24 protein-coding genes are annotated in these 18,913 nt (G+C 66.9%); 12 read left to right on the top strand and 12 right to left on the bottom strand.

Going from position 1 to position 18,913, the window contains the following annotated elements; genetic code table 11:
- Window positions 1–80: 80 nt before the first annotated feature.
- Window positions 81–275 carry a cold-shock protein gene (locus HMUK_RS06310; protein WP_015762293.1) on the top strand — a complete coding sequence of 65 codons (195 nt, stop codon included), beginning with the start codon at window positions 81–83 and terminating at the stop codon, window positions 273–275.
- Window positions 276–317: 42 nt separating this feature from the next.
- Window positions 318–461, top strand: a complete 144-nt coding sequence (locus tag HMUK_RS17535) for a hypothetical protein (protein WP_164731987.1) — start codon at window positions 318–320, stop codon at window positions 459–461.
- Window positions 462–552: 91 nt separating this feature from the next.
- Here the strand turns inward: HMUK_RS17535 and HMUK_RS06305 are convergent, their stop codons facing one another.
- A complete protein-coding gene (locus tag HMUK_RS06305) occupies window positions 553–1,500 on the bottom strand; it encodes a DUF4397 domain-containing protein (protein WP_126967164.1) in 948 nt (315 codons plus the stop codon).
- Window positions 1,501–1,739: 239 nt separating this feature from the next.
- Here HMUK_RS06305 and HMUK_RS06300 point away from each other — a divergent pair, with 239 nt between their 5' ends.
- On the top strand, window positions 1,740–2,351 hold the full coding sequence (locus tag HMUK_RS06300) for a translation initiation factor IF-2 subunit beta (protein ID WP_015762291.1): 612 nt from the start codon (window positions 1,740–1,742) through the stop codon (window positions 2,349–2,351).
- Window positions 2,352–2,394: 43 nt separating this feature from the next.
- Complete coding sequence (gene rnhB, locus HMUK_RS06295) at window positions 2,395–3,027, top strand: ribonuclease HII (RefSeq protein WP_015762290.1); 633 nt, start codon at window positions 2,395–2,397, stop codon at window positions 3,025–3,027.
- A 63-nt stretch (window positions 3,028–3,090) separates the two neighbouring features.
- Here the strand turns inward: rnhB and HMUK_RS06290 are convergent, their stop codons facing one another.
- The 4 genes from HMUK_RS06290 to HMUK_RS06275 form a co-directional block, all read right to left on the bottom strand.
- The gene (locus HMUK_RS06290; protein WP_015762289.1) at window positions 3,091–4,731 is read right to left on the bottom strand and encodes a preprotein translocase subunit SecD; all 1,641 of its coding nucleotides are present in this window, start codon (window positions 4,729–4,731) and stop codon (window positions 3,091–3,093) included.
- Window positions 4,728–5,636, bottom strand: coding sequence for a protein translocase subunit SecF (secF, locus tag HMUK_RS06285; protein WP_015762288.1), 909 nt, complete (start codon window positions 5,634–5,636; stop codon window positions 4,728–4,730). The genes HMUK_RS06290 and secF overlap by 4 nt, the downstream gene beginning before the upstream one ends.
- A gap of 137 nt (window positions 5,637–5,773) precedes the next feature.
- On the bottom strand, window positions 5,774–6,229 hold the full coding sequence (locus tag HMUK_RS06280) for a DUF5812 family protein (RefSeq protein ID WP_015762287.1): 456 nt from the start codon (window positions 6,227–6,229) through the stop codon (window positions 5,774–5,776).
- 48 nt (window positions 6,230–6,277) lie between these two features.
- The gene (locus tag HMUK_RS06275) at window positions 6,278–6,892 is read right to left on the bottom strand and encodes a hypothetical protein (protein ID WP_015762286.1); all 615 of its coding nucleotides are present in this window, start codon (window positions 6,890–6,892) and stop codon (window positions 6,278–6,280) included.
- Window positions 6,893–7,017: 125 nt separating this feature from the next.
- Between HMUK_RS06275 and HMUK_RS06270 the strand changes: the two genes are divergently transcribed.
- The 3 genes from HMUK_RS06270 to HMUK_RS06260 are packed head-to-tail and all read left to right on the top strand — an operon-like array spanning window position 7,018 to window position 9,326.
- On the top strand, window positions 7,018–8,331 hold the full coding sequence (locus tag HMUK_RS06270) for a hypothetical protein (protein ID WP_015762285.1): 1,314 nt from the start codon (window positions 7,018–7,020) through the stop codon (window positions 8,329–8,331).
- Between the two features lie 34 nt (window positions 8,332–8,365).
- Window positions 8,366–9,121: a CPBP family intramembrane glutamic endopeptidase gene (locus HMUK_RS06265; protein WP_015762284.1), complete on the top strand. Its 756-nt coding sequence runs from the start codon at window positions 8,366–8,368 to the stop codon at window positions 9,119–9,121.
- Between the two features lie 58 nt (window positions 9,122–9,179).
- On the top strand, window positions 9,180–9,326 hold the full coding sequence (locus HMUK_RS06260) for a CopG family transcriptional regulator (RefSeq protein ID WP_015762283.1): 147 nt from the start codon (window positions 9,180–9,182) through the stop codon (window positions 9,324–9,326).
- Here HMUK_RS06260 and HMUK_RS06255 read toward each other — a convergent pair.
- Both HMUK_RS06255 and HMUK_RS06250 read right to left on the bottom strand, forming a co-directional pair.
- On the bottom strand, window positions 9,323–9,781 hold the full coding sequence (locus tag HMUK_RS06255; RefSeq protein WP_015762282.1) for an NOB1 family endonuclease: 459 nt from the start codon (window positions 9,779–9,781) through the stop codon (window positions 9,323–9,325). The genes HMUK_RS06260 and HMUK_RS06255 overlap by 4 nt on opposite strands.
- On the bottom strand, window positions 9,782–10,021 hold the full coding sequence (locus HMUK_RS06250) for a PRC-barrel domain-containing protein (RefSeq protein ID WP_015762281.1): 240 nt from the start codon (window positions 10,019–10,021) through the stop codon (window positions 9,782–9,784).
- A gap of 91 nt (window positions 10,022–10,112) precedes the next feature.
- Here HMUK_RS06250 and HMUK_RS06245 point away from each other — a divergent pair, with 91 nt between their 5' ends.
- From HMUK_RS06245 to HMUK_RS06235, 3 genes are all read left to right on the top strand, one after another.
- Window positions 10,113–10,631, top strand: coding sequence for a plastocyanin/azurin family copper-binding protein (locus HMUK_RS06245; RefSeq protein WP_015762280.1), 519 nt, complete (start codon window positions 10,113–10,115; stop codon window positions 10,629–10,631).
- Between the two features lie 91 nt (window positions 10,632–10,722).
- Complete coding sequence (gene infB / locus HMUK_RS06240) at window positions 10,723–12,537, top strand: translation initiation factor IF-2 (RefSeq protein ID WP_015762279.1); 1,815 nt, start codon at window positions 10,723–10,725, stop codon at window positions 12,535–12,537.
- Between the two features lie 73 nt (window positions 12,538–12,610).
- Window positions 12,611–12,796, top strand: coding sequence for a hypothetical protein (locus HMUK_RS06235; protein WP_015762278.1), 186 nt, complete (start codon window positions 12,611–12,613; stop codon window positions 12,794–12,796).
- A gap of 8 nt (window positions 12,797–12,804) precedes the next feature.
- On the opposite strand, the gene HMUK_RS06230 is transcribed toward HMUK_RS06235, so the two are convergent.
- On the bottom strand, window positions 12,805–13,155 hold the full coding sequence (locus HMUK_RS06230; RefSeq protein ID WP_015762277.1) for a DUF5811 family protein: 351 nt from the start codon (window positions 13,153–13,155) through the stop codon (window positions 12,805–12,807).
- 49 nt (window positions 13,156–13,204) lie between these two features.
- The gene (locus HMUK_RS06225) at window positions 13,205–13,675 is read right to left on the bottom strand and encodes a pyruvoyl-dependent arginine decarboxylase (RefSeq protein ID WP_015762276.1); all 471 of its coding nucleotides are present in this window, start codon (window positions 13,673–13,675) and stop codon (window positions 13,205–13,207) included.
- 143 nt (window positions 13,676–13,818) lie between these two features.
- On the opposite strand from HMUK_RS06225, the gene HMUK_RS06220 reads away from it, so the two are divergent.
- Window positions 13,819–14,256, top strand: coding sequence for a universal stress protein (locus HMUK_RS06220; protein ID WP_015762275.1), 438 nt, complete (start codon window positions 13,819–13,821; stop codon window positions 14,254–14,256).
- 88 nt (window positions 14,257–14,344) lie between these two features.
- Here HMUK_RS06220 and pan2 read toward each other — a convergent pair whose 3' ends face one another.
- From pan2 to truA, 3 genes are all read right to left on the bottom strand, one after another.
- On the bottom strand, window positions 14,345–15,565 hold the full coding sequence (gene pan2 / locus HMUK_RS06215) for a proteasome-activating nucleotidase Pan2 (protein WP_015762274.1): 1,221 nt from the start codon (window positions 15,563–15,565) through the stop codon (window positions 14,345–14,347).
- A gap of 81 nt (window positions 15,566–15,646) precedes the next feature.
- Entirely contained in the window at window positions 15,647–17,437 is a 1,791-nt protein-coding gene (gene pepF / locus HMUK_RS06210; protein ID WP_015762273.1) for an oligoendopeptidase F, read from the bottom strand.
- A 77-nt stretch (window positions 17,438–17,514) separates the two neighbouring features.
- A complete protein-coding gene (gene truA, locus HMUK_RS06205; RefSeq protein WP_015762272.1) occupies window positions 17,515–18,306 on the bottom strand; it encodes a tRNA pseudouridine(38-40) synthase TruA in 792 nt (263 codons plus the stop codon).
- A 95-nt stretch (window positions 18,307–18,401) separates the two neighbouring features.
- On the opposite strand from truA, the gene HMUK_RS06200 reads away from it, so the two are divergent.
- Window positions 18,402–18,911, top strand: a complete 510-nt coding sequence (locus HMUK_RS06200) for a GNAT family N-acetyltransferase (RefSeq protein WP_015762271.1) — start codon at window positions 18,402–18,404, stop codon at window positions 18,909–18,911.
- The last annotated feature ends 2 nt before the right edge of the window (window positions 18,912–18,913 follow it).

Genomic DNA, 18,913 nt, shown 5'->3' with positions numbered 1-18,913 from the left:
AATCAAACGTCCAGTAGAACCGGAGCAAAGAAAACGAAATGCAAGCCTTTATCCCCGTGACTGGCATTTCGTTAATTGCAATGGCAAACGGTACTGTCGATTTCTTCAACGACACAGGCGGTTACGGTTTCATCGAGACAGAGGATGCGGACGACGACGTTTTCTTCCACATGGAAGACGTGGGCGGCCCGGACCTCGAAGAAGGCACAGACGTCGATTTCGACATCGAACAGGCCGACAAAGGCCCCCGCGCGACGAACGTCGTCCGCAACTAACGTTTCGAAGCCGCTGTCGGTGCTGACCACGCCTCGCGGCGTGTGAAGCCGAACCGGTCGCGGGTCTCCCGCCGGCCGGCGACGGCGCTTCTCTCTCCGGACCGCCACCGCGGCGCGACGGACAACGTTTTCACCGAACTCACCGACGAGAGCGACGCCACTGTTGTCGCCGAAATATCGCTATAGCCGCCGTCTCATACGGAAAGTTGTAGGTCTTTACCAGATCGACCGCACGCCGTCGTGCGGTCGACTGGGTAAACGCCTACAACCGTCCGTATCAAGCACCCGCTTCGGTCTCGACCGGCTCCGAGGTCTCGGTCGGCGACGGCGCTTCCGTCATCGTACTCTCTCCCGATTCAGTCTCGGTCGTGGTATCGCCGGGCGTCTCAGTCGTGTTCTCACCGGGCGTCTCGGTCGCGTTGTCGACCGGCGGCGGCGTGATCGTCGGCGTGGGCGTCTCGGTGTCGGGCAGTTCCACGTCGACGGTCGCGTCCTCCGTGCGGATCACCTGGAACGGTTCGCTCTCGCCGTCGACGGTCCCGATCGCCAGCGCGGAGTGGGCGCTGCCGTTGTCCAGTGCGATCTCGGTCGTCGCCACGATCGGTCCGTCGTTGTCCGCGGTCGCCTCGCGAACGTCGACGGTGTAGTTCCCGGCCGGGACGGTGACGTAGTCCGACGCCTCGCCGTAGGAGACGTTCTCCGCGAGGACGGTCGTCTCGTTGCCCGTGCCGACGGTCACGTCGACGGCCGGCGCGTCGGGCGAGAGGTGGAGGACGCTGATTGCCGACTCACCGGCTGCCGGCTCGTAGGCGTTGTCGTCGTAGAGGATCGGCGAGAACGGAACGGTCGCGTCCTCGCTCACTTCGCCGGCCGCCGCGACGGTCGTGACCGAACGGGGGTCGACCGTCACCGTGTCGTCGAAGACGACGGTCCCGGACTCGTTGGCGGCGATCGTGACGTTGTACGTCCCCGCCGACAGCGTCAGGTACTCACCGACCTCGCCGAAGGAGAGATCCGCGACGACGGTCTCGTTGTCGACGGTCACGTCGACTGCCGGCGCGTCGGGGGAAGCGTGTGCGACGCGGAGATACGACGTGTCCTGTGTCGCCGGCTCCGCGCTGTCGTCGGTCAGCTGTGTCGCGACGACACCGCCGGCCGTCAGGAGACTGCCGGCCACCAGTAGCGACGCGATCAGCGCACCGATCGTCCGTGCGTTTCGTGACATACACTCGCGTCGTCGGCCCAGCACCGTTTTGTTATAAATCGCCATCCTGCGGGACCGCGGGTCGCCGTCGGCCCCGGCGAGCGGTAATCCCACGTTGTCCACTGGCATCCGAGGATAACGCGACCGTATCCCGGTGCGTCGTCCAGCCGCCGGCCGGTGAAAACAGGGGTTATCCGCCCGACGACGGCCGCTCGGGACGACGACGGAACCCATATACGTCCCAGTCGCAAGACCTAGGTATGAACTACGATGCAGCCCTCGATCGGGCGTTCGACGCGCTCCCCGACCAGCCGCGGGACGCGGGTGAACGCCTGTCGGTTCCGGACCCCGAAGGACAGACGGACGGCGCGTTCACACGACTGACGAACCTCCAGGCCATCGCCGACGCGCTCTCGCGAGAGGCAAAGCACGTCCACCGGACGATCCAGCGCGAATTCGGGACCAACGGCCAGTTCGACGGCAACGAAGCGCGCTACAACGGTGACTTCGCCGTCAGCGACTTCGAGGCCGCTATCGACGCCTACGTCGCCGAGTACGTCACCTGCTCGGAGTGTGGCCTGCCCGACACCCGACTCACCACCGAGGACGGCGTCGACATGCTCCGCTGTGAGGCCTGCGGTGCCTTCCGCCCCGTCACCAAGGAGTCGACCAAGAACACCCAGACCGACCGGCCGACCCTCGAAGAGGGCGAGACCTACGAGGTCAAGATCACCGGCACCGGCCGCGAGGGCGACGGCGTCGCCGAGAAGGGCAAGTACACGATCTTCGTCCCCGGCGCCCAGGAAGGCGACGAGGTGGAGATCTACATCGAGAACATCAGCGGGACGCTGGCCTTCTCGCGGCTCGCGTAAGCGACCACAACGGTTTTGCCGCCCCTCGCCATCACCACGAGCGATGCGATTTGGCGTCGACGAGGCCGGAAAGGGGCCGGTGCTGGGATCGATGTTCGCCGCGGCGGTCCGCTGTGATCCCGGCGACCTCCCCGACGGCGTCGGTGACTCGAAGGGGATTCCCGACGAGCGACGGGAGCGACTGGCCGAGGCGATCCGGTCGGTCGCGGCGGTCGGGCTCGCCGAGATCACGCCCGAACGGATCGACGATCCCGAGACGGACATGAACACGCTGACCGTCGCCGCCCACGCCGAGGCGCTCTCGGCGGTCGCGACCGACGGTCTCTCGGGGCTGGTCGACGCCGGAGACACGGACGCCGAGCGGTTCGGCCGGCGGGTGGCCGACCGGGTCGACTCCGAAATCGACCTCGGCTCCGCACACGGGGCCGACGAGACCGACCCGCTCGTCGGAGCGGCCAGTATCGTCGCCAAGTCCGCCCGCGAGGCCCACGTCGCGGCGCTGGCCGACGAGTTCGGAGCCGTCGGCAGCGGCTACCCGAGCGATCCGGCGACACGCGAGTTTCTGAAACGGTACGTCGACGAGCACGGCGCGTTGCCCGACTGCGCGCGGACCTCGTGGTCGACCTGCGACGACGTGCTCGCCGCCGCCGAACAGTCCTCGCTGGCGTCGTTCTGAACGCGCAGCCACCGACGGTTCGCGCGGCCGTACAGCGGTAGCGGGCAGAAAAACGCGACCGTGCTACTCGCTTCGCTCTTCCTCGTCCAGCACCAGCCGGCGGAGGATGTCACCGTAGGCCGGCCGCGTGATCAGGACGCCGATGAGGACGCCGACGATGGTGATGATGGCGAACCCGGTGAGATCACCGAGACCGAGCACCGTCAGCGGGCTCATGGCGATGATCGTCGTCGCGGCGGCGGCTCCGATCACCCAGAACGCCTTGCGGAAGCGGTTCTGGAACACTCGGCCCGTGGCGACCCCCTCGCGTTGGAGGATCTCGTCGGCGATGATGATCAGGTCGTCCACCCCCGTCCCGATCACCGCGATGAACCCGGCGATGTGTGACAGGTCCAGCGGGAACTGGATGGCCGAGACGAACCCGAGCAGGAGCAACACCTCGGAGAGTGCGGTGACGATCATCGGCACCGCCACGCGGGGATCGCCGTAGCGCAGGTAGACGGCGATCGACACCGCGAGGACGGCGATGATACCCGTGATCAGCGAGTTCGTCTTGAACTGGTCTGCCAGTGCCGGCTCCAGCGAGGTGGTCTGTGCGTTCTGGAAGTCGAGCGGCGCGGGCAGTGGCTGGCCCGCCTTCAGGCTGAGCTCGATGTTGCGCGCTTCCTCGCGGGTGTTGGTCTCGATGACGAAGGTCGGATCGTTCGCGAAACTCCCGTCGGCAAAGAGCTGGACCAGCCCCGGCGAGACGCCCTTGGCGGTGACGACCTCGTTGTTCAGCGACGCGATCAGACACTTGCCCGAGCTCTGGTTCGGGTTCTCGGCGTTGTACTCGCAGCTGATCGCCCCGCGTGCGGTGTTTGGCTCGTCGAGTCCGGTCGCCCGAACACCGTCGAGGAACTGGTCGACCGCGTCTTCTCGAATCGTGACGCTGACCCGGTACCCCTGTCGCCCGTCGACCTTTCGGGCGTTCCCGATGCCGTCGATGTCCTCCCGGCTGACGATCTGCTGGCGGACGAACGTTCCGTTGTCGGCGGCGTAGCCACCGTACACGCGGACGATCCCGCGGTTGGCGACGATCGAGCGGAGCTCGTCGATGTCGCGGCCCGGTGCCTCGATGACGACGAAGTTCTGTCCGGTGGCCGACTGGGCCGACTGGACGCTCCCGCCGCTGAGCGCGGACTGGGAGAGCTTCTCGTCTATCACTTCGACCATCTCGTCGCGGGTCGCTCGGGTCACGCCGTCGCGAACGTCGCTCTCGGACACGTCGTAGCCCTGCTCTTGGAGGGCGGCGGCGAGTTCGGCCTGCGTGACGTTCTCGGTGTACACCTCGACGGTGCCGTCGGCGTTTGGCTCGTTGGGTGCGCGCGCGTTCACGTCGACGGGATCGACGCCGAGTTGCGAGACGAGTTCGTCCTCGATGGCGATCGTCTCGTTGGTCTCGTCACCACGGCCGACGGGCTGGATGTCGACGTTTTCGGCGGTGATCCCGACGATCGGTGCTCGGATGCGCGAACCGCCGTCGAGTTGAATCCCGTACTGGAGGTTCGTGATGCCCGCCGCGGAGGCGTTCGCGCCGTCGGTCTGGGCCGTCGCGTTGTCGCCGGTCGCGACCGTCGCGCCGGGGACCAGTAGCGTCACGGTACTCCCGAGGGCGAGCACGACCAGCAGGATGATCCGCCAGTTGTCGCGGAGCCCGCTCATCGGTTCACCCCCTCGAACTTGTACCAGCGAAGCAACGAGAGGTTCAACATGTAGGTGTTCATCAGGTCGGCCGCCAGCCCGATCACCAGCACAGTCCCGATCGAGGCCATCAGCTGGATGTTGAAGAACGAAGCGACCACTGCCATCACTGCCATCGCCGACAGCGACGTGAGTGTCATCGTCACACCGGTCTCCATCGCGCGGTGGACGCTCTCGTAGAACGACCCCGAGCGACGCAGGATGTGGTTGTTCAGGAGGATGTCCGAGTCGACGCTGTAACCGATCAGCATCAGCAGCGCGGCGACGGTCCCCAGCGACAGCTCGATCCCGAGGACGTTCATCGCCGCCAGCGGGATGACGATGTCGGAGAACGCGGAGACGACGACCGCGATACTCGGGACGAACGATCGAAAGAGCGCGAAGACGATCGCACTCATCCCGGCGAAGGCGATCAACACGCCGACGACCGCCGTCGTCTGGTTGTCACCGCCGAAGGTCGCAGAGGTCGACGAGCTCGAGAGGAGCTGCATGTCGGCACTCTGGGCCTGGTCCCGCAGCGACTCCGTGTCGAACGACTGGAACCGGACGATGTACTGGTTCTCGTTCGGTCCGACGGTCTCGGCCTCCGCGTTCTCGGCGGCCTGCTGGACCGAGATCGGTTCGGTGTCGAACTCGTCGCCGATCTCCGCCTTGGACATCGACGTGACGACTGTCAGTTCGGAGCCACCCGTGAAGTCGATTCCCGGCGTAACGGGCGCACCGGGCGCTGCAACCGATCCGGAGACGAACAGGGACCACCCGACCAGAATCAGTATCGCGAGGGCGAGCACCGCCAGCGGCACGGCCGCCAGCTGGCGGTTCGTGTACTGGTCGTAATCGACCTCCGGTACCTCGAACGCGTTCATGGGCGTGGGTGTGCGAGCCCCCCGAATAAGCCTTCTTATCTCGCGACACACGGACACGACGACAGCGTCGCCGCAGCCGAGACACGGCACAGTCCCCGACGCCCAGTGGTCCTGGCCGGAGCGATCGACGGCCCCGATCAGTTCGGCAGGTACCGGACCGAGACGACGCCGTCGCCGGCCCGCACACTGACTCGATCGACGCCGAGCCGGGCGGCTCGTTCCCTGGTCGCGTCGTCGTCGAGCACGTCGTCGGCTGCTGCCTCGGCATCGGGAACCGTCAGGACGTGGACCTCGCCCTCACCGGCGCGTTCGCGTTTGGTGATCTCGCCGTCGGCCTGCTCGGCGGCGATGTCGCGAGCGAGAGTCGTCGGCGATTCCGGGCTCCGCTCGACCGGGATCTCCCACTGGCGCTCGAGCTCGACGATCTGGTAGGCGACTTCGAGCGGTGGTTCCGGTTCGACGGTGGCCTCGATCACCTCGTCGGCGGCGAGGCCAGGATTCTCCGAGAGCGTGACGACCTGCTGGTCGACCACGTCGCGCAGCGTCGCCGTCTCGTCGTCGGCAGCGGTCACGAGGAACGTGCTCGATTTCATGTCTCTCCGTAGCGACCGAGTGCTTTTGCCCGTCACGGTTCCGGCCGGTCACCAACGGCGCGCGACGACCGCCATCGCTCCGGCGACGACCAGCGGCGGAGCGAGTCCGGCGAGTCGCGGCAGATCGTACAGTCCCGCGACGACGGCCGAGAGCAGTGGATTCGACGGCAGCGTCTGCTGTGTCGCCGGGGCGGAGATCAGCGCCCCGAGATACAGCGACCCGAGAAAGCCATAGCCCAGTCCCGCCAGGACGGCAGCGAACCGCCTGTCGGCGTGTCCGCGTCGGATGCGACGGGCGACGAACAGCACCGGCGCGATCAGCGGCGCGACCACGAGCATCCCCACGAAGACGAAGAAGGCTCGGACGAAACTGAACTGACCGCCGCCCCCGCCGATCGTCTCGCCGATCAGGACGACGAGCGCGAGGGTGAACAACAGCCCGGTCGCCAGTGCGGCCAGTCCGCCGACGACGACGTAGGTGCGAAACAGGACGGAGTCACTCGACCGGAAGGCGTACGGAAAGGCACCGAACAGGCCGTCGTACGCGTCGTTCGCGTCCTCGTCGGCGTCCGGTCCGTCTCCGTCGCCGTCGGAGTGGATGCCGGTCTCGATGGCGTCGCCAGTCGCCCCGCTGGCTCCCGCTTCGGCGGCGTCTTCTGCCATGGCCGGGCGTACGGCTCGCCCGCGGTTAAACGCCGTGTTTCGACGGGAGGACGGTCGGCGATCCGGGCCGCGACGGTGCGGAGCGAAGAGAGCGGACTTTTACCCCTCCCGGTCGAGGCGAGCGTATGAACGTCGACATCGGAAACGCACTGGCAGCGGTGGCCGAGCCCGGTCTCTCCCGCGACGAGCTGGCGACGCTGGACGAACGCGTCGCTCGGGCCCACGAGCGAATCGAGCGCGGGCGAACCGACGGCGAGTTCGGCTACGCCGCCCTGAACCTGCCGAGGACCACCGACGCTGAGGCGATCCGCGACGCCGTCGCGCCGGTCGCGGACGCGGAGACGGTCGTGACGGTCGGCATCGGTGGCAGCGCGCTCGGTGCGCGGACGATCACGAGCGCACTGGCAGCGGACGGCGGGACGAGCCACGTCGTGCTCGACAACGTCGATCCGGACCACGTCTCGCGCGTGCTCTCGGAGCTGTCGCTGGCCGAGACGGCGATCAACGTCGTCTCGAAGTCCGGCACCACGGCCGAGACGCTGTCGAACTTCCTCGTCGTTCGCGAGGCGATGGTCGAGGCAGGGGTCGACTGGACCGAGCGGACGGTCGTCACGACCGGCGACGAGGGACCGCTGGCGGCGCTGGCCGACGAGCACGACCTGCCGACGCTGGCGGTGCCCGACGGCGTTCCGGGTCGCTTCGCAGCGCTGTCGTCGGTCGGGCTGGTGCCGGCGGCGATCCTGGGCTGTGACATCGAGGGGCTGCTCGACGGGGCGGCGGCCGCTGCAGAGACGCTCGACTCGTCGCTGTTCGAGTGTCCCGCCTACGCCTACGGCGCGGTCGCGTACGGCCTCGAAGAGCGCGGCGCGACGATCAACGCCGTCGTCCCCTACGCCGAGCGACTGGAGCCGTTCGCCGAGTGGTTCGCCCAGCTGTGGGCCGAGAGTCTCGGCAAAGACGGCCGGGGCCAGACGCCGGCCCGCGCACTGGGCGCGACCGATCAACACTCCCAACTGCAGCTGTACCGAGCGGGCCGCCGGGACAAGCTCGTGACGCTGCTGCGACCCCGTGAACGGCCGTCGCTGGACGTGCCGGCCGCGGAGGCCGACGCGCTCGCCCACCTCGAAGGGACCGACCTCGGGGAACTGCTGGACACGGAGCTACGTGCGACCGAGGCCAGTCTCGCCGAAGCCGGTCAGCCGAACGTCCGCGTCGAACTCGACCGCCTCGATCCGCGGGGACTGGGCGAACTCCTCTACGCGATGGAGGCCGCCTGTGTCCTCGTGGGCGAACTGGCCGGCGTCGAGACGTTCACCCAGCCCGCCGTCGAGTGGGGCAAGCAGGCCGCCAGAGACGTCCTCGAAGGCGACGAGACCGAGAAGACCGCCGCCATCGAGGACAAGCACGAACTGATCGTCGACGGCGAGGGCGGACGGTAGCGTATTTACGGCCGAGCCCCGAACGGCCGGGTAGATGGGGTCGGATCTGTACCACACCGCCGATCGCTCGGTACGACTGGAGGCCGCCGTCACGTCGCTGGCCGTGATCGCGTTCGCCTATCTGGTGGGACTCGTCCTCGCGTCGCTGGGCGTCAGCGTCGCCGACGCGCTCGGAGTCACCGAGGCGACCGCACCGGTCGTCTACTACTCGGTGCAGTACGCGCTCTTGCCGGCCGGCTTCCTGGTGGCCGTGTTCGGATACCGCCAGAGCCGCGAGACGGACGGGCTCGTTCGATTTCACACTCCGACGATCCGAGACCTGAGCTGGATCGTGCTGGGCTTTCTCGTCTTGCTGGCCGCGTCGACTGCCCTAGAGCAGATCGTCGGACTGCTGGGCGTCGAGACGGCACAGAACCAGGCGATCCTCACGGGCCGGGAGCACCCGCTCCTGTTTCTGATCTTGCTCCCGATCACGGTGGTGCTGGTCGCTCCGGGCGAGGAGCTGCTCTTTCGCGGGCTCGTCCAGGGGAAGTTCCGCCAGGCGTACGGCTCGGTGCCGGCGGTCGTGATCGCGAGCCTGCTGTTCGGACTCTCCCACTCCGGGGCGCTGTCCGGAGCGGGAACGGTGACCTACCTCGCCGTGGCGACGGTGCTGGGACTGGTGCTGGGTGCCGTCTACGAACGCACCGAGAGTATCCTCGTTCCGATCGGGATCCACGCGGCCTGGAACGTCTCGATCTACCTCGGAGAGTGGCTCCGGGCCGTCTACGGACTCTCGATACTTGGATAGCGACGGTGTGACGGCCGTCTGACGGGGCTTTATGCAGCACTCTCACCTACCGAGTGGTATGCCAACCCGGTACACGGTCGTGTGCGACGACGACCAGGTCAGGGCGATCAGTCGGCTGGCCCACCGGTACGGGATCACCGAGGAGGAGGTCCTCGAACAGTTGCTCGACCTCGGACTCGAAGCCGCCGAGGAGTCGACGGTTTAAGCCGGATTCTTTCGCGAGAGATCGCTGCCACAGATCGGACAGCGGTCGTGGTTCTCGTCGAACTCGCGTCCACACCCCTGACACTGGAAACGCCAGTCGCGCTGCTCGTCGATGCCGTCCTGTGCGATCACTTCGACGGCGACCGAGAGCTTCTCCGAGACGTTCTGCATCGCGTAGTCGTCGGTGACCAGCCGCCCGTCGAGTTCGAACGCGGCGGCGATCAGGCGAACGTCGGTCTGGGAGAGTTCCGCGAGGTCGCCGGTCTCGTCGGCGGCCCGCTCGACCCGTTCGACGGTCTCGGGTTCGGGGATGTGCATGTGCATCCCCGACCCTTCCAGCGCGTCGAAGCGGTAGGCGCTCTCGTCTTCGAGTTCCTCGCGGACGAGCGGAATCGAAGCGATCGGCTCGTCGGTGTGATACTCGTTGATAAACGCCGAGGAGTCCAGAATGTACATCTAACGCTTGACGATCATGTGGTCTTTGACTGCCTGGACTCGCTCGACCGGGACGAGCAAGCGCCCGGTCTCGTCGCGCTCGAACTCCGTCTGTCCGAGCGCGCCGTCGGCGTCGATGAGGAGGTGCTCCAGTGCCCCCGTGTCCAGATCCATCGTGATGTTGTACAGGCTACCGATCTCGGTTCCGTCCGTCCCCATGACGTCTTTCCCCGAGAGGTTCTCGGCGAGTATTTCTGCCATACTGGCCCCTTCCGATTCCTGTACCATAAACGCCACGGGCCGTCAGACGTGCTGGCATACGGTATTAGTGTCTGCCGTCCGAGGGAGTGGTATGGACCGCCGCGACTACCTCGCCGCGCTCGTGACCGCGCCCGTCGTCGGCCTCACCGGCTGTACCGGCGACGGCGGGACGACCGACACGTCGACGCCCACCGACACACCGACCGCGACCGACACGCCGACGCCCACCGACACGCCGACGCCCACCGACACACCGACCGCGACCGACACGCCGACGCCCACCGACACGCCGACACCCACCGACACGCCGACGCCGACACCGACGGTCGCCCGGACGGTCACGGTGGCACCGGAGGGACGGCTCCGGTTCTCGCCGGAGTCGTTCGAGATCAGTGCCGGCGAGACCGTCCGCTGGGTGTGGCAAGCGGGCGGTCACAACGTCGCCCCCGACACGACGCCCGACGGGAGCGACTGGTCCGGGACGCCGGGGTCCGACACCTACGGCAGCGGCTACACGCACGTCTACACCTTCGAGACGACGGGCACCTACGAGTACTACTGTGTGCCCCACCAAGGGAGCGGGATGACCGCGTCCTTCGAAGTCGTCTGATCGCGCCAGCAGCGCCACAAACGGCGAGATTACGATGCACTTATCAGGTGCGACCGACTCCGAACGAATAACTTCTGGACGGTGATCTCTCATGTCCGAACCCGATTCTCACGCTGACGACGACGCCGACGCTGGTGGACTTCGAACCCCGATCGTGGCGGTGCTTGGCCACGTCGACCACGGCAAGACGAGCCTCCTGGACAAGATCCGTGGCTCGGCGGTGACCGCGGGCGAGTCCGGCGCGATCACCCAGCACATCGGCTCGACGGCCGTGCCGCTGGACGTGATCTCGTCGATGGCCGGCGACCTCGTCGACCCGACCGACTTCGACCTCCCCGGCCTGCTGTTTATCGACACGCCGGGCCACCACTCGTTCTCGACGCTGCGATCGCGCGGCGGCGCGCTGGCCGACATCGCGATCCTCGTCGTCGACGTCAACGACGGCTTCCAGCCCCAGACGATGGAGGCCATCGACATCCTCAAGCGGACCCAGACGCCGTTCATCGTCGCCGCCAACAAGATCGACACCGTCCCCGGCTGGAACCCCAACGAGGGCGAACCGGTCCGGGTGAGCAAGGAGAAACAGTCCGACCGCGTCCAGGGCGACCTCGACGAGAAACTGTACGAGATCATCGGCCAGCTCTCGGACAACGGCTTCTCGGCCGACATGTACTGGCGCGTGCAGGACTTCCAGAACAACATCGGCGTCGTCCCCGTCTCGGCCGAGACCGGCGAGGGAGTGCCGGACCTGCTGACGGTGATGATGGGGCTGTCCCAGCGCTACCTCAAAGAAGAGATGTCCATCGACGTGGGCGGCCCCGGCGTCGGCACCGTGCTGGAAGTGACCGACGCCCGCGGGTTCGGCACGACCGTCGACGCCGTCGTCTACGACGGGACCATCAGCGAGGACGACGAGATCGTCGTCGGCGGCCTGGACGGCCCGATCGTCACGGAGGTCCGAGCGCTGTTGAAGCCCCAGCCGCTGGCGGAGATCCGCACCGAGAAGCAGTTCGAACGCGTCGAGTCTGTCGCCGCGGCAGACGGGGTGAAAATCGCCGCGCCGGATCTCGACGACGCGATGGCCGGAGCACCGGTCCGAGTCGTCCGCGATCGCGACGTCGACGAGGTCATCCTCGAAGTCGAGGAGGAACTGGCCGGCTTCGAGGTCTCGACAGCCGAGGAGGGCGTCGTCATCAAAGCCGACACGCTCGGCTCGCTGGAAGCGCTCTCCGGGACGCTCGAAGAACACGAGATACCCGTGATGCGCGCCGAGGTCGGCGACGTGGCTCCGCGAGACGTTCGAGTCGCCGAGACCGCGGGCGAGCCGATCAACCGGGCCGTGCTGGCCTTCGGCGTCGACACCCTCGACGACGCCGAACGACTGGCCGACCAGGAGGACGTGGAGATCTTCGCCGACGACGTGATCTACCAGCTGATCGAGCACTACGAGGACCACGTCGAAGCCATCGAGACCGCCCAGCAAGACCAGATCCTCGACAACATCACTCGACCCGCGCGGTTCCAGATCCTCCAGGATCACACCTTCCGCCAGTCCGATCCCGCCGTCGTCGGCGTCGAGATCCTCGCCGGACGGATCAAGCGAAACAGCAACGTCGCGCTGTTCGACGGCGACGAGCCCGAACGCGTCGGCCACCTCAAGTCCATCCAGGACGAGGGCGAGGACGTCGACGAGGCCGGTCGAGGAGACCGCGTGGCCGTCTCCATCGATGGACCGACCGTCGGCCGCCAGATCGAGGAGGGCGACGAACTGTGGACCGAACTGCCCGAGAAACACGCCAAGATCCTCGAACAGGAACTCAAAGAGGACATCACGGGCGACGAACGCGAGGCGCTCAGTCAGTACCTGGAGAAACAGCGCAACCGCGACCCCTTCTGGGGGAAGTAGCGAACGACGGCACCGTGACGCCGGCCGCCGAGTAATAATATTTAATTAGACGGCGAGCGACGACCCGCGTACGATGCTCTCGGGCGAACTGGCGACCGCGGATCTGGTGCTGGTCGCGATGGCGCTACCCCTGCTGGTGGCGTCGCTGGTCGGCGTCGTCTTCTCGGTACAGTTCGGCGTCGCGATGGGTGCCGGGAGTGTGCCGGCCGGCGGGACGCTCGGCTACGCGCTGTTTTACGATCCGCCGGCAAGCGAGTAGTAGAACGTCTACTGTGCCGTCGGCGCGGCGTCGTCGGTCATGGCCTGCTTGACCTGCAGCGCCGCCGACGCGGCCAGTCCGTGGACGAGGTCGTCGCGCTCGTCGTCGGTGATCTCGACTTTGTCTTCGGTCGGTGAGTAGCCCGCGCTGACGACCGAGCCAAGCGGCGGCTGGACGGCGATCGTCGCACGCGGTCCGCTCGAACCGCTCGTGATCTCGGAGCCGACCACGAACTCGCCGGGGAGGACCTCACGGAGTCCGGCCGCCACGTGGGTCAGATCGCGACGGAGCGACTGACGCTGCTCCGGCGTCAGGTCCACCTCCTCTACGTCTGCCCCAAACTGTGTGTTCCCGTACATTCGGTTTCCGGTGCATCTATGCGAACAGAGTTTAAAAGGGCGGCGATGGTTACAGCCCTAGCCGGCTTCTCCCGTAGGCGGCACAGACGACGGCGCTAGCGTACTCCTCGTCGGCCTCGACCGCCCGAACGACCGTCTCCGTGTCGACGAACGTCCAGTCTCGGAGCTGGCGGCCGGCCGCCAGTCCCGCCTCGATCTCTGCCCGCACGTCGTCGGGGTCCTCGCCGGAGACCTCGTAGAAGATGCCGCGGCCGGACTCGCTTCGCGACCAACCGATCCCCGCCGCCACACGTTCGCCGGGCGCGGCCGTCGCAGACGACTCGACGGTGTGGAGTTCCGCACCGACCGGCCCCAGATCCGGGGCGGTGCCGACGACTTCGATCTCCGGATCCGCCGGGATGACCGACGACAGCGTCACGAGGTTGTAGTTGTGGATGCCCGCGTCGGCCAGCGCGGCGTCGAACGACGACAGCTCTGTGGGGCCGCCGGCAGTCCCCCAGACGATCCGGATAACGCTCATACACGCCGTTGGACGACGCTCGCTGTAAGGGGTTTCGCTTCGCTGGGCCGAGGGCGTGCCCCTAGCGACACGCCAGCGTGAGCGCGCCCGGCCGCCCGACGGAATCAAAAACGATGTCTGTCACAACCGGATAGAGACAGACGATGTACAGCGATATTCTCGTTCCGACGGACGGCAGCGACTCTATCGAGCAGGTCTTAGAGCACACGATCGATATCGCCGACGGACGAAACGTCACGGTCCACGCGCTCTACGTCGTCGACGACCGGGCGTTCCTGTCGATGGACGACGACATGCAAGACGAAGTGCTAGAAGAGCTGAAAGCCGAGGGGCGAGCCGCCACCGCGGACGTGGAGGCGGCCCTCGAAGAAGCCGGCATCTCGGTCACGAAGACGATTCTGCGCGGTCGACCAGCGGATCACATCGTTGCCTACGTCGAGGACGCCGGGATCGATCTGGTGACGATGGGGTCGCAGGCGGGCGAATACGAGCAGAACATGCTCGGCAGTACGTCCCAGAAGGTCGTCACGCAGTCTCCCGCGCCGGTGCTGACCGTCGACGTCTCCGACGACTCGGAGTAGGTGCTGCAGGCGGAGTCGGACTGTCGGCCGTTCGATCGAAAGCGCGTCGCCGTCCCGTGAGATCGTCCGACGGCGACGGTCAGCGGCGTCAGGCGAAGGCGACGGGAACGCTGCCGCCTTCGGTGCCGTCCTCGATCTTCTCCAGGGCGTCGTCGAAGTCCGCCTCGGTGACGGTGGTCCGCTGGTCGCGGATCGCGAACATGCCGGCCTCGGTCGCCAGCGACGCCAGTTCGGCACCGGAGAGCCCGTCGGTCTTGCCGGCGATCGACGACAGCTCGACCGTGTCGGCCAGCTCCATCTGCTCGGTGTGGATCTCCAGAATGCGCGTCCGCCCGTCGAAGTCCGGGTTGGGGACCTCGATGAGCCGATCGAAGCGGCCGGGCCGGAGGATCGCCCGGTCGAGCATGTCGAAGCGGTTGGTCGCGGCGATGATCCGGATCTCGCCGCGCTCGTCGAAGCCGTCCATCTCGCTGAGCAGCTGCATCATCGTCCGCTGGACCTCGGCGTCGCCGGAGGTCTTCGATTCGGTTCGCTTGGCGGCGATGGCGTCGATCTCGTCGATGAAGATGACGGCGGGTTCGCGGTCGGCCGCCAGCTCGAACAGGTCGCGGACGAGTCGCGCGCCCTCGCCGATGAACTTCCGGACCAGCTCGGAGCCGGCCATCTTGATGAAGGTGGCGTCGGTCTCGTTGGCGACGGCTTTGGCCAGCATCGTCTTGCCCGTGCCCGGTGGACCGTGCAGGAGGACGCCCGACGGCGGTTCGATGCCGACCTCGCGGAACTGCTCGGCGTTGATCAGCGGCTCCTCGACGGCCTCTCGAACTTCGCGGATCTGCGCTTCGAGGCCGCCGATGTCGTCGTAGGTCACGTCGGGGGAGCCGTCGACCTCCATCGCCTGTGCGCGGGCGTCTTTCTCGCCTTCGAGGATCTCCTTGACGCTGAACGAGTCGTTGATCGCGACTCGGTCACCGGCCTCGAGCCGTTCCCGCATCGACGGCGAGACCTCGGTCAGCACCTCCTGGTTGTTGCCGTGTTGCTTGACGATCACGCCGTCGTCGGTGACCTCCTCTGCCGTCGCGATGTACAGCGACGAGGTCTTGAGCATCTCGTTTTCCCGCTCGATGCGGTCGACGTCGTCCGTCAGCGAGCGCCGACGGTCCTTGGCCGCGTCGAGTTGCGATTCTAGCTCGTCGTTGACTTCCACGATCTGTTCGAAGTGATCCCGGAGCGCTTCGAGGCGTTCCTCGGGCGTCATGTCGGGATCGAGATCCAACCGGGGCCGATCGGGAAGCGAGGGACTGCGCGACATCTGGTTATCGAACGTAGGGAACTGAACTATTAAGGGCCTTTGGGTCAGGTACGCATAGCCGAAGCGACAGACGACGAGCTGTCAGGTCAACTGATCGAACTCGTCGAGGTAGTCGCCGTAGGTGTCGATCGCGGCTTCGACGGGCCCCGAAGTAGACATGTCCACGCCTGCGTCCTGGAGCAGTTCCAGCGGGTACTCCCGCGAGCCCTTGCCGAGGAAGTCGACGTAGCGCTCCGCTGCGGGCTCACCTTCGTCGAGGATCGTGTCGACCAGCGCGACGGCCGCGGAGATGCCGGTGGCGTACTGGTAGACGTAGAACGATCGGTAGAAGTGGGGAATCCGCATCCACTCGCGGGCGATCCGGTCGTCGACCGCGGCCGGCGCGTAGTAGTCGCTCTTGAGGTCGTGATAGAGGTCGTCCAGCCGGTCCGGCGTCAGGGGTTCGCCGGCCTCGCTCATCTCGTGGGCGCGGTGCTCGAACTCCGCGAACATCGTCTGGCGGAACAGCGTCGACCGGAACCGTTCGAGGTACTCGTTGAGGACGTGCCGGCGGAGCCGCTCGTCGTCGACGACGTCGAGCAGGTGGTGGGTGAGCAGCGTCTCGTTGACCGTCGAGGCCACCTCGGCGACGAAGATCTCGTAGCTCGAGTAGACGTACGGTTGGGACTCGCTGGTGTACTCGCTATGGAGGGAGTGGCCCAGTTCGTGGGCCAGCGTGTACATCGACTCCACGTCGTCCTGGTAGTTCATCAAAATGTACGGCTGGGAGTCGTAGGTCCCGCCGGAGTACGCGCCCGACTGCTTGTTGGCGGTCTCGTAGACGTCGACCCACCGCGAGTCCAGCCCCTCCGAGACGCGAGACTGGTAGTCGTCGCCCAGCGGCGCGACGGCGTCGACGACGTACTCGCAGGCCTGCTCGTACTCGATCTCGGGCGACTCCTCCTGAACGAGCGGGACGTAGAGGTCCCACATCTCCAGTTCATCGGCCCCGATCGCGTCGCGCTTCAGCTCGGCGTGGCGGTGGAGAGCGTCGAGGTTGTCCCGAACCGTATCGACCAGCGTGTCGTAGACCGAGACCGGGACGTTCGGGCCGTCCAGTGCGGCCTCGCGGGCGGTGTCGTAGTTGCGGGCCTGGGCCATCTTCACGTCTGTCTTGACGCTGTTCTTGTAGGCCGCGCCGACGGCGTTGCGGACCCCATCCCACTCGTCGTAGAAGGTCTCGTACACGCGCTGTCGGAAGTCCCGGTCCGGGCGTTTCTGGAGCGTCGTGAAGTTGTTCAGCGTGATCGGCTGGGGTTCCCCGTCCGGGTCTTCGACGCTCGGGAACTCCATGTCGGCGTTTGCCAGCATGTTGTACACCTCGCCCGACGCGCCGGTGACCTCGCTCAGTTCCGCCAGCAGGTTCTCGACTTCCGGCGAGCGGGTGTGGTCTTTCATCCGGAGCACGTCGTCGAAGTAGTGCTCGTACTGTTCGAGGGGCGACTCCGCGTCGATCATCGCTTCGATGTCGTCCCACGCCAGATCCTGGAGGGCCGGTTCGAGGAAGCTCGCCGCGCTGGAGGCCTCCGAGGACAGCGACTGGGCACGGGCCGTCAACGCCTGGTACTGGTCCCGGGTGGTGTCCTCGTCTTTCCGCATCCGGGCGTAGGAGGCGACGTTGGCGACGGTGCGCATCAGCTCCTCGTACGTTTCGAGGGTCGCGAGCAGCGTCCCGGCGTCGTCGGTCGCACGCCCCTCGTAGGCCGCCAGCTCTTCGACGAGTTCCTCGGCCCGCTCGTACGCGGCTTCCCAGTCGTCGTCGGTCGCGTACAGCGATTCGAGATCCCACTTGTACTGCGTCTCGATCTCCGATCTGTCGGGCACCGAACTCATATGACGCCGTTGGCGTCTCGGTGCCGTAAGTCTTGCCGGGCGACGGGACACCTGGCGAGCGCGAACTGTCAGCAGTATCAGATCCCGTCCCGAATCGCACCGACGACGCGGGCTCCGGCGAGTCGCTCGACGAGGCGATCGGTGAAGACCGACCGCGTGCTCTCGCGGGCGTCGGCGTCGACGGAGAACTCGACACCGTAGTCGACAGCGACCAGGACCAGCGGGGTCGGCGACGCGGGACCGACGCCGGCCGCCCCGTCGATCGGCTTCGAGCCGAGCACGCGATCGACCTTCGACAGCGGAGCGTCGCCGCGGCGAATCTCGTCGACGAGACCGACGACCCGGCGGACGAGTTGGCGGCAGAAACCGCCGGCACGGAGCCGGCAGACGAGAAACTCGCCCTCTCGCGTGAGATCGATCGAGAGCGCTCTGACAGTGCCACTGTCGTCCGGCGTGAGGTTGTGAAAGTCGTGCTCGCCGGAGAGAGCGTCCGCGGCCCGGCGAGCCCGGTCGTCGTGGCGCTCGGGCGCGTACAGATAGTAGACGTACTCGCGCTCTCTGGCGTCGTGGGTCGCGTGAAAGTCGTCGGGCACGTCGGCGCTCGCCCACACGCGGACCGACGCCGGAAGTTCGCTGTTGAACGCTGCCGGAGAGAGCCACTCCGGGGCCTCGAAGGCGACGGTCTGGGCCAGTGCCGAGACGCCAGCGTCCGTTCGGCCGGCGGCGGCGTAGCCCGCTGGGACATCCCCAGCCGTGACACCGAGTCGATCCAGTGTGGCCAGTAGCTCCCCCTCGACCGTCTCGACGTCGGGCTGGCGCTGGAACCCGTGGTACGGCTGGCCGTCGTAAGCGATCCGATAGGCGCGCATACGCCCTCTGGACGCCCTGGGCACTTATCGACCGCCGTTCCCACGCGCCGACAAGCCGACGCGGATTTAGGTAGCCGGCACCACAATACCGGACAATGACAGACGAGGCGACGGCCGCCCACCGGTTCTCACGTCCGCCCCGTTCGTTCACAGACGGTCGCGACCGCGCGATCGAGATCGGCGTCGCCGACGACGCCGACAGCGAGGCCGTCGTCGAGATGTACGCTGCCTACACCGACGCCGACCGCGCGCAGGGGATCCCACCGCGCGAGCGACGCGACGTGGCGGAGTGGGTCGACACCATGCTCGACGACGGCATCAACCTCGTCGCCTGGCACGGCGAGGACGCGGTCGGCCACGCCGCGCTCTTTCCCTACGACGACACCGCCGAACTCGTGATCTTCGTCCATCCGGACTACCACTACGCCGGCATCGGTTCCCGCCTGATCCGGGCGCTGCTGGGCGCGGGCCAGCGCGCGGGGCTGGACCACGTCTGGCTCTCCGTCCAGCGAGACAACCACGTGGCGATGAACCTCTATCGGTCGGTCGGATTCGAGACGACCCGCCGGGAGCGCAACGAACACGAGATGGAACTGGATCTGTGACG

This window comes from Halomicrobium mukohataei DSM 12286 (assembly GCF_000023965.1).
Classification (GTDB): domain Archaea; phylum Halobacteriota; class Halobacteria; order Halobacteriales; family Haloarculaceae; genus Halomicrobium; species Halomicrobium mukohataei.
The sequence above is the reverse complement of the archived record's forward strand: the minus strand, read 5'-3'. Positions and strand labels throughout refer to the sequence as shown.